Source organism: Dyadobacter sp. (assembly GCF_039919315.1).
GTDB lineage: Bacteria > Bacteroidota > Bacteroidia > Cytophagales > Spirosomataceae > Dyadobacter.
In genome coordinates, this window is record NZ_JBDSFX010000035.1 from 51,523 (window position 1) to 63,283 (window position 11,761).

Here is an 11,761-nt window from a genome sequence, read left to right on the forward strand (position 1 = left end):
GGCTATTCAGCAGGCAATCAAATTTTAGCGGACAATTGGCCAGCCGTCGGTCCAATCAAGCTCTTTGACCAGCAACTTGGAGCGTCCTTTGTCCTTGGCATCATATCCGTGGAAGATCAGGAAATCGGTGCCGTCGAATGTGTAAACAGCGTTATGCCCGACGCCGTGCCAGTCGGAATCGCCTTGCAGCAGCAATGTGCCTCCGCCTTTGGTCATAGGCGTTCCGGTTTTATCGAGGTAGGGGCCGCTGAGTTTTTCGGAGCGGCCGATGCGCATTTTATAAGTACTTTTTTCGCCGCGGCAGCAGTAATCGTAAGAGGCGAAGAGGTAGTAGAAATTTCCTTTTTTAAATATAAATGGCGCTTCAATAGCTCCATTTCCGGCGGTAGAGTCGTTGCCCGGCTGGCTGCGGGGAACGCTGGCAATTGTAAACCATTGTTGCGGATCGGTCGAAATCGTTTTCGCGTCATCTTGCAGCTTCACTAGTTTGATACCATTCCAGAAAGAGCCGAAAGTTAGCCAGGGTTTTTGATCGTTGCCAAGGACCAGATTAGGGTCAATGGCATTCCATTCGTCGCGGCCGGGAATGGATTCAATTACTTTTCCATGATCTGTCCAGAGGTAGTCTTTGCTTTTCGGATCGAGTGTTTTGTTTGTTGCCAGGCCGATACACGACCGATTCTTGCCAAAAGTTGAAATAGAATAATAAAGGTAGTAGGTTCCATTGAAATAGGAAATATCAGGAGCCCAAATGTGCCCCTTAAAACCTGAAACAGCCTTGACGGCCCATTCAGGAGGTGAGCTGAAAACCGGGTTTTCTTTCTTCCAGCTTTTCATATCCTTCGAAGACCAAGTACTGATTCCCCTTCCGGTCGCGAAAATGTAGTAAATACCATCCTGGCGCATCATCACCGGATCGTGAACAGGAATGTTCATTTGCAAAGAATCCTGGGCGCTGGAAATTCCGGCACCCAGGATTAGTATCAAAAAAGCGATCTGCTTTATCATTCAGGTCAGGCTTGTTCAGCGCTTACAGTCCCTCTTTGGCTTTCACTACTTTCATCACGCCTTTCATCAGTCTCCAGTGACCTGGGAACGTACATACGAACGGGTAGTCGCCCACCTGATCCGGTACTACGAATTTAAGACGGAAAGTTTGGCCGGGGTTAACCAGCGGCGAAGCAGCCAATACCTGCGGAATGTTAGGAACATAATTCTTTTCTGCTCCGTCTTTGGCTGTGATCATTTTGTCGGCAGCTGCGCCAATGATCTCTGTGGATTTCGGTCTTCCTACTACCACATTATGCTGCATCGCGTCCGGATTTTCAAAAACGATCTCCACCGTTTTACCAGCAATAGCCGTGAATTCAGTCAAACTGAACTTCATTTCCTCGCGGATCGCTTTGATCTGCACGATCTGTACATTCGGGTCAACAGGTGCTTCATCCTTCACGCCGTACGATTCCAGAAGCGTCGTGAACTTGGCGCTCAAATCGTCGGAAATATTAGCTTTTACGGAAGCCAGCAACTTGCGGCTGTCATCATTGGCCGTTTCCTTACGTTTTGGGTTCCATGCTCCTAGAATACCTTTCATCACTGCATTACGTCCTTGTGGATCCAGCGATTGAGCAGTTTCGATCAGCTTGATCACATCGTTACCACTTGCATAAGAGGCATAGCCACGTGTCGCACGTTCCAGCGCAAAGTCCGAGAGACGGTCGAGGCGGCGTACTTCGAACGTTTTGCTTAATGTATTGTTTTTATTCTCATCTTTTTCAGGAACTACATTATCGACGTCCACGGTAGCAGTCACACTTACCTTACCGGCCTCGTCAGAAGTAAAGCCAAATCCGCTTTTCCAGGGGCCATTGTTTCCTTCCACCAGTTTGACAGTTTCGCCCGGAGCGATACCTGCATTGAGCTGACGGCTAATATAGTTGGTGTTCAATGAGCGGCTTCTTACGTTCACATTCACCACCGGTACCAGATCTTTCGGTACCGCTACACTTCCCTGATTGGTAATTTCAATGACCACACGCGCGTACTCACGTACATAAGGTGTGGCGGGCTCGATCGTAATGTTGGTGATCGCCAGTTCAGCAGAACCTTGTACCGTTACTTTGTTCGCAGACTGCGCGTCATGGTTCATAGCAGAATGATCCATTGCTTTCGCAGTTTCGGCTTTCTGTGCCGAGGCATTGGAAGATGCTGCCTTGCTGATGCGTTGAGCGAGGTATTTTTCACGCAAAGCACCATCGTGCGAATTCAGGATCGCTGCAAATGCATCCGGCATCCAGCGGTCGTCAGCCTGAGCGTAGGAATCCAGCAGGGCCAGTACCGCGCTTTCAACCTGAGGTGTAAATGGAATTTCGGAGAATGCGAGTAATGTATTCAAAACTACCAGTGGCTCTTTGTCATGCAATGCATCTACAGCTAGTAATGACTGGGCAGTAGCAGCTGTGCGGGGCAGAACCTGAACGGCGGTCTTACGAACATCATTAGATGGATGCTTCAAAGCTTCCGTTACTACTGCCAGCACTTGTGGATCTTCAATGGCTTTCAGACCTTCCAATGCCCATAATGCATGAATTACAGTGGTATTAAGCCCTAATTCGTCAACTGTTTTGTCTTTTGCCAGCTCAACCAGTTTTGCAACAACATCTTTATTACCGCGTTCCACCAGCAGGCGTTGCGCGTGTTGTCTCCAAAGCATATTGTTGTTTTTCAAGGTCGCTACCAGTTCTTCCGGGCGGTCTTTGCTCAATGTGATGGGTGTATATTTGGGTGCATCTTTCCAACCAATGCGATACAGACGTCCGTGAGTAAAGTCGCGTAAATCGGTTTGATACGCATTCCCTTTGCCATTTTCAGAGCCTTTTGGTGTTGGGTTATGCTGAATGATGTAGCTGTACCAGTCTGCTACCCAAACGGCACCGTCGGGGCCTACCTCGGCGAACACAGGAGCAACCCATTCGTCGGCACCAGCCAGCAGGTTGAAGCCCAGGTTATCTTCAAAATCGGTTCCTTTTTTAGCCATGATATTCTGGTGCAGAAGGTGGCCGGTTGGTTCGGATACGAATGCTACTTTATTCCAATATTTCTTTGGATAAGCTCTTGCCGTGTAAAAATTATGTCCGGCTGCGGCTGTAAAACCTCCAAAAACGTCAACCTGACGTACTTTTGGTGTGATAGGCTGCATGTCTTTATGGGTATCCGTGCTGCGGCTTCCGTTGTCAACCTTACTGTCACCGAAATAGCGGTTTGGAATGGCGCTGTACCAGCCGTGGGAGTTATTGGCAGTGGATCCAAACAAATCACCTGCCTCATTAAATCCTAAACCCCAGGTATTGTTTGAAGTTTTCGCAACGATTTCCATATTGGTACCATCCGGTTTGAAGCGGAAAAGCGCCTGTCCGAAGTTAAGCGAATCGCTCACGCCCACTTTGCCTTTGAAACCTGAATAACCTACCGATCCGTAAACCCAGTTATCAAATCCGTAATGTAAGTTGGAAGGTCCTGCGTGGGTATCACCGGTACCGAAGCCCGAGAAAAGGATCTTCTTCACATCAGCTTTGTCGTCACCATTGGTATCTTGCAAAAACAGCATATGCGGTGCCTGAGAAACGATCAGACCACCATTGGCAAACACCAGACCTGTTGGAATGCTCAGGTCGTCGGAGAATTTCGTGAATTTATCAGCCTTGCCATCTTTATTAGTATCCTCGCAGATCAGAATATAATCGCTGCCGCCGGTATCCTTGCGTTCGTTGGGATAGTCCTTGGTGATCAGTACAAATAACCTTCCTTTTTCATCCCAGGTCATCGCGATCGGGTGCATGACGTCAGGTTCGTGCGCGAAAACATCCAATGTGAAATCCACCGGGATCTGAATGTGTTTGACTGATTCTTCAGGAGAAAGCGGTAATTGCTGCATCTGAGCGCCAGGGCGCTGCTCGTAGTTAGGAAGCTTGGCTTCGCGGTATTCGAATGGTTTCGGGTTCAATGCTGCCAATGCTTTTTTTGCATCATCATTCACAGCCCACAAAATCCCTTTTTCCAACATATCCTGAAAACCAGGTACAGCCCAGGTACGTTCGTCGTGACCATAAGCTGTGTAAAAAATCCGTCCTTTTCCGTGCGTTCTCACCCAGGTATAAGGTTCTTTTTCCTGACCTGGCTTGTCCTTCGCCTGGTCTTTCTGAATAAGACGTTCGGTGAGAACAATGTTATCAGGCTGCAATAAAGTATGTAAATAGGTTTCGTCTACCGTTTTAAATGGCTTCACACCGGCGATAGCAGGATGATCAGGTTTGGTCCAAACTGGCTGAATGGTATCCCAGGTATGACGCCAGAATTGTCCGCCCATCAGCTTCACCACTTCCGGGTTATTACGGAAGCAATAAGATGCGCAATGCACTGGAATAAAACCTTTTCCGCTGGCGACGAAATCCAGCAATGCTTTACCTTGCTGGGGCGCGATAGAGTCCCAATTTGCATAAAGCAGCAATGCATCGTATTTGTTTAATGTCTCAGGATTGAGGTCATTCAGGTCATCCGTATAGGTAAAGTTAAAACCTTTTGGGCCTAATGCTGCCATCAGCTGCGCAACGCGTTCGGCAGGCTTGTGGTGACCGTTGTCTCCCAGGAAAAGAATTTCCAGACGACGTGCTTTTCCCGCTTCGCTCTTGACAGAAGAACTTTTCACAGAAGCGTTCTGAGAAGACGGCTGAGTGGCACAGCCCAGCAGGACAATACCAAGTATAAAGGATAACGCTTTGGTTTTCATTTAATTAATTTCTCTTTAATGGTTGTCTTCTTAGTTTTTGTCAGTGTAACCTACATTGTATCAATTAGTTAATTTGTCATTGTTGGTTGCTTTGTCACACTGAGCGCAGTCGAAGTGCATATGCACTCTGCAAAATTCCTTCGACCGCCCGGCGGCCCGGTCCGCGCAGGATGACAAGCTGATTACTATGACAGTTCCTTAAAATCAGGAAGCTGTATCAAAGCACCGCCTTGCAAGGCCGACTCATGGGCCAGGATACCTACGCTCGTCCAGTTAGCCGACTGCCATGCATTCGGGAAAGGTTCGCGGTCTTCGATCAATGCGCTGATAAACTCGTGTGCAAGGTGCGGGTGCGAACCTCCGTGGCCACCGCCCTGTACAAACGATAAGTGTGAGTTATCATCCAGATCATACACGCCATGACCAGTGAAATGTTGAATTTCTTTTGGTAAGTAATGTGCGTAATCGGGTGTCGTTACCTTCTCGGCAATTTCATGCTCAGGCTTTTTCGCGGTGTGGATCACAGGATCTTCACCTTCGATCAATGGCCATTCAAATGATTTTTTGCTTCCGTAAACTTCAAAACTTTCGCGGTACTGACGCGCCACATCAAACAATGAGCGGTACACATATGCTGATAAGTCGCTGTCTTTGAATTTGATATGTGCCGATTCCACTGCAAATGGAGAGTTGTGGATTTTGGCAAGATCTTCGCTGATCGTGCCTGATCCGAAACAGGAAACGTACTCCGCTTCCAGTTTGAGCAAACCTGCTACCGGTCCCACGCAATGCGTAGCATAATGCATTGGAGGCAATCCAGGCCAGTAATCAGGCCAGCCTTCCATATCCTGCTGATGGCTCGCTTTCAAAAACTGAACTTTGCCAAGCTCGCCTTTTTCATATAATTCTTTCACGAAAAGGAATTCCCGGGCATATACCACGGTTTCCATCATCATATATTTTTTGCCTGATTCTTTGGTAGCTTTTACGATTTCAATGCAATCCTCCACACTGGTAGCCATTGGAACTGTGCAGGCCACGTGCTTGCCCGCGCGTAGTGCTTTTAATGTTTGCTCGGCGTGGTTGGGAATAGGGGAATTAATGTGAACCGCGTCTACATTCGGGTCATTCAAAAGGTCATCGTAACTTGTGTAACGTACTTCAATACCATACTGATCACCCACCGCATTCAGTTTCGACTCGGTGCGCTGGCAAATGGCATACATATTAGCATTAGGATGTTGCTGATAAATGGGGATAAATTCGGCTCCGAAGCCTAGTCCAACGATTGCAACATTAATTTTTTTAGACATACTTATAATAGGTTAATGATTTCGGTTTGAATGGGTTAGTGCTGTTAAATTAAGAACACCGGCCATTGCGGGCAAGATATTGGATTGACAATACAATTTTAAAACAAAATAGTGCTAAAAACTTTACGTCTTTTGATTAGTACTGACTGTATTTTGATGTATTTTTAGGCCATAAGGAGTTTTTAAGCAAAAAATGGATAGAAAAATACCTTTATTTAAACAAAAAAGTGATTCCATGATCAGAAAAGCTACTTCCGCAGATGGTAATGCAGTGGCACCATTACTTGTTCAGGCTTTGGGACACATTGCCGGGATCTTTGCCGGCTCGGAACATTACGAGGATGCTATTCCGCTGGTCAAGACATTTTTTGAAAGAAATGATAATCAGTACAGTTACGTCAACACATTGGTTTTTGAAGATGAAACCGGTGTTGTAGGTTCGGTTACGGGTTACGACGGAGCCCGGCTTCATGAATTACGGCAGCCAGTTGTAGACCGTTTGCGCGAAGTCCAGCCTGATTTCACGCCCGGAGACGAAACGGAAGCCGGAGAATATTATATAGATTGTGTGAGTGTCGATCCGGCGCATCAGGGCAAGGGTATTGGCAAAAAACTGATCGCTGCCTTTTGCGAGCACGCAGCCTCGCTAGGTTTCGAAAAAGTGGGACTGATCGTGGATAAAGTCAATCCCGATGCTAAAAGATTATACGAAGACCTGAGATTTAATGTTGCCGGTGAAAAGGATTTTCTGGGACACAGCTATTTTCATATGGTCAGGAAAGTATTGCATTAGTAGAAAAACTAAACTCTTAAATATAGTATGAAGCAACGGTTACTCTCGCTGGATGTCCTTCGCGGGCTCACCATTATCATGATGACCATCGTTAACAATCCCGGCGACTGGGGGCACGTGTATGCGCCGCTCCTGCACGCCGAGTGGCACGGCTGCACACCTACCGACCTGGTATTTCCCACTTTTCTTTTCATTGTCGGTATTTCAATTGTCCTCGCTACCCCTCAGAAATCCTGGAATGCAGCTGTTGTCCAAAAGATCGTGACGCGTACGCTGCGGATATTTTGTCTCGGCGTGTTTTACGGGTTTTTCAGCAGAATTCATATGTTTGGTCTGGAAGGATTACCATTGCTAGGTATCCGACTTGTTTTTACAGCCGTGGTAGTGGTAGTATTATTCGCCGACTACGACCGCAAATGGCAGTTTATCACCGCATTGTCAATATTTCTGATCATGATGATTCTGGCATTTGGCGGTTTCGAGCAATTCAAAAGCGTGCGGATTCCAGGTGTGTTGCAGCGGATAGCTGTTGTGTATCTGATCGCTTCATTACTATATCTGAGATCTGGCTGGGTGACGCAGACGGTAGTCGGGGTGGTTTTATTACTTGCTTACTGGGCGATTATGACATTGATTCCGGTTCCGGGAGTAGGCGAGGCTAATCTTGAAAAAGGCACAAACCTGGCTGCCTGGCTGGATAATTTTCTGCTGCCAGGGCATTTATGGGCAACTTCCAAAACCTGGGACCCGGAAGGAATTTTGAGTACCATACCGGCGATCGGTACCGGCATTGCAGGTTTGCTGGCAGGTACCTTATTAAAGTTAGACATTGATAAAAATAGAAAGGCCGGGTACCTTGTAACTGCCGCATTGGCCGGCATTGCGATCGGCTGGCTATGGAGTTTGGCTTTTCCGCTGAACAAAGCACTCTGGACCAGCTCGTTTGTATTGTACGCAGCAGGCTGGGCGTTGTTATGTCTGGCTCTGCTTTTTTATATTATTGATGTAAAAGGTTATGCAGGCTGGACGACATTCTTTGTGATTTTTGGGGTAAATCCAATGGTTGTTTTCTTCTTTTCTGGTTTGATCGTGAGGATTTTGAATGCGATCAAAGTGACCAATCCAACTGATCCGGCGGGTGGTGAAATGGATTTTGTACCTTATTTGTACAAGTATCAGATCTCGCCGCTTTTCTCAGATCCAATGAATGCGTCACTGGCTTATGCGTTGCTGTATCTCACGCTATGGTTTGTGATTTTGGTTATTCTTTACCGTAATAAGCTGGTATTTAAGGTTTGATTTCTTTTCAAGCGAAGCAGAAAAATTTACCTAAATTGCTTCTTTAAAATTTTTTAAGAATTCAAATTTTTCCTGAATCCAATGTTTCAACGCAGAACATTCATAAAGACCAGTGCCCTGGCCGTTGCAGGACTAGGCATTTCAAAATGGTCATTTGCCAAAAACGCAGCCGCAGATTTCCCGGTGGTACGCATTCCAGCCGATAAACGCAGCTTTACTAGCCCGGCGGTAGAGGCGACCATCGTCAGAATGAAAAAAGTCATTAAGGATCCTGAGCTCGCCTGGTTGTTTGAAAACTGTTTCCCCAATACCATCGATACCACCGTTCATTACAAGCCCATCGACGGCAAGCCGGATACATTCGTGATCACTGGCGACATTGATGCGATGTGGCTCCGCGACAGTACCGCACAGGTTTGGCCGTATCTGCCTTTATTGAAGGAAGATAATCAATTGAAAGAAATGGTGGCCGGTCTGATCAACCGTCAAACCAAATGCATTATCATTGATCCTTATGCCAATGCGTTTTACGACCGGCCGAAGGAAAGCGAATGGACCAAGGATGCAACTGCGATGAAGCCGATGCTCCACGAAAGGAAGTGGGAACTGGATTCGCTCTGCTACACGATTCGGTTGGCATATAATTACTGGAAAACTACGGGTGACGCTAAACCTTTCGATGCCGACTGGCGGGAAGCGATGCGGCTGATCCTGAAAACCTGCAAGGAACAGCAGCGCAAGACGGGACCGGGACCTTATAAGTTTGGGCGTGTTACGTCATGGTCTACTGATACCGTTCCAGGAAATGGCTTTGGTAATCCTGTTAAGCCGAATGGATTGATCGCGAGTACTTTCCGTCCTTCGGATGATGCGACGGTGTATCCATTCTTTATTCCGAGCAACTTCTTTGCAGTTGTTTCTTTCCGCGAAGTGGCTGAGCTTCTGGAAAAAACAGCAGGCTTAGAAGAAACCAAGTTGGCAGGTGAATTTAAGGCGCTGGCATTGGAAGTTGAAAATGCATTGAAGAAATACGCGGTTTATCCACACCCACAATTTGGCAAAATCTATGCTTTCGAAGTCGATGGTTTTGGAAACCACCTTTTAATGGACGACGCCGGCATCCCAGGTCTGATCAGTATGCCGTATCTGGGCGCAATGTCGGTGAAGGATCCGATTTATATCAACACCAGGAAATTTGTGTTGAGCGATTCGAATCCATATTTTTTCAAAGGAAAAGTAGGAGAGGGGCTAGGAAGTCCGCATACGTTGGTGGATCAGGTATGGCCGATGGGGATCATTGCCCGGGCGATTACCTCTACGGATGATAAAGAAATTGAGGCGCAATTGAAGCAGCTGAAATACACGCATAACCACACCGGTTTTATGCACGAATCATTCGACAAAGACGACGACTCGAAGTTTACACGTAAATGGTTTGCCTGGGTGAATACGCTTTTCGGGGAGCTGATATTGAAATTGGAAAAAGAACGCCCGCATTTGCTGGCGAAGGTGTATTAAGGTGTTTGTTTGTTGTCCATAAAAATGCCGTAGGTATGTAACAACCACCTACGGCATTTTTGATGATATACAATTCAATTTCAAATATGTTCCAAAATAAAATCGGCCGAAACATTCAATTTTTGATGCAGCGCCTTGATAAATGGAATGTCGGGCTTTTGTTTTCCGCTGAGAATCATCGATAATTTGACGGGAGAAACGCCTAACGTCTCGGCTAGGTCTTTTTGTTTAAGACGCATTTCGTACATGCGTAACTCGATCATACCTTCCAAAGTTTTCGGAGCTGAAATCGGATAGATTTCAAGCTCATATGCCTGCAAAGCAAGCCCCATCTGGCGAATTTCTTCTGACTCATCAGATGTCACATTTTCTTCGCCTTTTCGCATCAAGACATCGACCCGCGCCAGTAATTCCACGTGTTCCTGCTCGTTTGCTACCTTGTATTTAGAAGTTTCGTTTTTCATAAAGCTTTGACGTCGAGTTTGTCATATTCACTATGGCTCCCTATAAACTTGATATATACAGTTCTTACATTAAAGTGTATCCGGGCAATCAGACGATAATGGTTTCCTCTGATATTAAATACATACAGATCGTTGCCAACAGCATCCACAGAATTAAATAAATTTCTAATTTCTGAAAAGTTTGAAAAGCTTGCTTTTGTAACAACCGCTCTCCAGTTGTTGAGCGCATCTTCAATATCGGGATGCAATTCAATAAAAGCCCGAAGCGTACTCGTACTAAAAATGATCATAGTGTGTATTTTGCACGCAAGATATCAGAAAGTTAATAATTTCTTAAATTAATTAAGAAATTATTAATTAATTCAATATTTGAATATTTTCTGTTAACGCTAAATCTCTCTAACGCTCTACAACAATCTTGGACTTTGAGATCCGGCGTCTCGCACCAACCGCTCTAACCGGCACTTTCTTACTTTTCGTCTTCCTCCCAAGCCAAATTATAACCCCCGTCACAGGTAATGTGGCCGCGATCAGTGCTGACAAAAATGCGATGATTTTGGTGGGCCAGCCTAGCAAGCTTCCTGTGTGGATCGGATACACCAGTCGCCTGACCTTCATTCCCGTCGTTTCAGACGAATAAAGTCGCTTGCTGATCAGCTGACCTTCGTTTTTATCAAAATATAAAAAATTGACAATGTTGCTGATCGCGGCGTGATCATCGACTTTGGAAACGGTGATGGAAAGGCTGTCGGGTTCAGGAATGGTCATCAGAATTCTGCCGGGATTGGGGAGCTGGCGGTTGGTTTCTGTAAATATTTTTTCCAAAGTGCCTGCATTCGCCGGTACTAATGAAATGTTCGCGGGCGCTTCCCGCTTTTGCTGAGGCTTGCCGTCGAATGTGATGTAAATCATATTATTGACCCATTTGTAACTCCAAACCAGACCAGTTGCGGCGATAATAAACACAAAAGGCAGTGTATAAAAACCCAATATGGCATGCAGGTCCCAGTTCAACCTCTTGAATTTAGCATCCCATTTTACCGTGAAACGCTGCTTGCGGTTTTTTCTATTGGGCCACCAAAGTATTAGGCCGGTGACCATAATGACCAGGAACATGACACAGGAAATGCCCGTAATCACCTTCCCGGTCTCTTCCAGGCAGAGGTAACGGTGTAATTGCAGCACCACATGAAAAAAAGCATCATTCTCCTGTCTTGTTCCTGCGATCTGTCCATTGTAGGGATTGACTGCAACCGAAAAGACGTCCTTTTCTTTTTTGCCTGATTTTAAACCAAAAATAACTGTACGATCAGCATCCGGTTCCAATGAAACCCGGGTTATTTTTTTGCGGGGAAACTGCTGCGCGACATTGCGCTGCAGGATATCCAGCGGAAGTCTTCGCTGACCTTCGACGACATTGACGACGTGGAATTGTTTATTAATGACAGGTTCCAGCTCGTCTTCGAACACAAGTATGCAGCCGGTTAGGGCCACTACAAAAACCACAAGACCGGAGGAAATCCCCAGCCATAAATGCAGTTGCGATGCAATTTTCTTTAATGTTTTTTTCACAGTTGCTGGCTTATGA

At 46.1% G+C, this 11,761-nt stretch carries 9 protein-coding genes; 3 read left to right on the forward strand and 6 right to left on the reverse strand.

The annotated features are described in order from the left end of the window. Window positions 1-24: 24 nt before the first annotated feature. From ABIO93_RS10130 to ABIO93_RS10140, 3 genes are all read right to left on the reverse strand, one after another. Window positions 25-1,008, reverse strand: coding sequence for an arabinan endo-1,5-alpha-L-arabinosidase (locus ABIO93_RS10130; protein WP_348067143.1), 984 nt, complete (start codon window positions 1,006-1,008; stop codon window positions 25-27). A 22-nt stretch (window positions 1,009-1,030) separates the two neighbouring features. Beyond that, window positions 1,031-4,786 carry a PVC-type heme-binding CxxCH protein gene (locus ABIO93_RS10135; RefSeq protein WP_348067145.1) on the reverse strand — a complete coding sequence of 1,252 codons (3,756 nt, stop codon included), beginning with the start codon at window positions 4,784-4,786 and terminating at the stop codon, window positions 1,031-1,033. 185 nt (window positions 4,787-4,971) lie between these two features. Beyond that, window positions 4,972-6,099, reverse strand: coding sequence for a Gfo/Idh/MocA family oxidoreductase (locus tag ABIO93_RS10140; protein WP_348067146.1), 1,128 nt, complete (start codon window positions 6,097-6,099; stop codon window positions 4,972-4,974). A gap of 235 nt (window positions 6,100-6,334) precedes the next feature. On the opposite strand from ABIO93_RS10140, the gene ABIO93_RS10145 reads away from it, so the two are divergent. The 3 genes from ABIO93_RS10145 to ABIO93_RS10155 all read left to right on the forward strand — a co-directional run bounded on the left by ABIO93_RS10145 (window position 6,335) and on the right by ABIO93_RS10155 (window position 9,709). Next, window positions 6,335-6,892, forward strand: a complete 558-nt coding sequence (locus ABIO93_RS10145) for an N-acetyltransferase (RefSeq protein WP_348067148.1) — start codon at window positions 6,335-6,337, stop codon at window positions 6,890-6,892. A gap of 27 nt (window positions 6,893-6,919) precedes the next feature. After that, the gene (locus ABIO93_RS10150; protein ID WP_348067150.1) at window positions 6,920-8,191 is read left to right on the forward strand and encodes a DUF5009 domain-containing protein; all 1,272 of its coding nucleotides are present in this window, start codon (window positions 6,920-6,922) and stop codon (window positions 8,189-8,191) included. 81 nt (window positions 8,192-8,272) lie between these two features. Then, entirely contained in the window at window positions 8,273-9,709 is a 1,437-nt protein-coding gene (locus ABIO93_RS10155) for a glycoside hydrolase family 125 protein (RefSeq protein WP_348067151.1), read from the forward strand. Between the two features lie 80 nt (window positions 9,710-9,789). Here the strand turns inward: ABIO93_RS10155 and ABIO93_RS10160 are convergent, their stop codons facing one another. The 3 genes from ABIO93_RS10160 to ABIO93_RS10170 form a co-directional block, all read right to left on the reverse strand. After that, on the reverse strand, window positions 9,790-10,173 hold the full coding sequence (locus tag ABIO93_RS10160) for a helix-turn-helix domain-containing protein (RefSeq protein ID WP_348067153.1): 384 nt from the start codon (window positions 10,171-10,173) through the stop codon (window positions 9,790-9,792). Beyond that, window positions 10,170-10,463, reverse strand: coding sequence for a type II toxin-antitoxin system HigB family toxin (locus ABIO93_RS10165; RefSeq protein ID WP_348067155.1), 294 nt, complete (start codon window positions 10,461-10,463; stop codon window positions 10,170-10,172). The genes ABIO93_RS10160 and ABIO93_RS10165 overlap by 4 nt, the downstream gene beginning before the upstream one ends. A gap of 109 nt (window positions 10,464-10,572) precedes the next feature. Beyond that, window positions 10,573-11,745 carry a PepSY-associated TM helix domain-containing protein gene (locus ABIO93_RS10170; RefSeq protein WP_348067157.1) on the reverse strand — a complete coding sequence of 391 codons (1,173 nt, stop codon included), beginning with the start codon at window positions 11,743-11,745 and terminating at the stop codon, window positions 10,573-10,575. Window positions 11,746-11,761 lie beyond the last annotated feature (16 nt).

Coding starts and splice junctions, on each gene's coding strand:
- ABIO93_RS10130 (WP_348067143.1), bottom strand. CDS start 1,008: ATGATAAAGCAGATCGCTTTTTTGATACTAATCCTGGGTGCCGGAATT.
- ABIO93_RS10135 (WP_348067145.1), bottom strand. CDS start 4,786: ATGAAAACCAAAGCGTTATCCTTTATACTTGGTATTGTCCTGCTGGGC.
- ABIO93_RS10140 (WP_348067146.1), bottom strand. CDS start 6,099: ATGTCTAAAAAAATTAATGTTGCAATCGTTGGACTAGGCTTCGGAGCC.
- ABIO93_RS10145 (WP_348067148.1), top strand. CDS start 6,335: ATGATCAGAAAAGCTACTTCCGCAGATGGTAATGCAGTGGCACCATTA.
- ABIO93_RS10150 (WP_348067150.1), top strand. CDS start 6,920: ATGAAGCAACGGTTACTCTCGCTGGATGTCCTTCGCGGGCTCACCATT.
- ABIO93_RS10155 (WP_348067151.1), top strand. CDS start 8,273: ATGTTTCAACGCAGAACATTCATAAAGACCAGTGCCCTGGCCGTTGCA.
- ABIO93_RS10160 (WP_348067153.1), bottom strand. CDS start 10,173: ATGAAAAACGAAACTTCTAAATACAAGGTAGCAAACGAGCAGGAACAC.
- ABIO93_RS10165 (WP_348067155.1), bottom strand. CDS start 10,463: ATGATCATTTTTAGTACGAGTACGCTTCGGGCTTTTATTGAATTGCAT.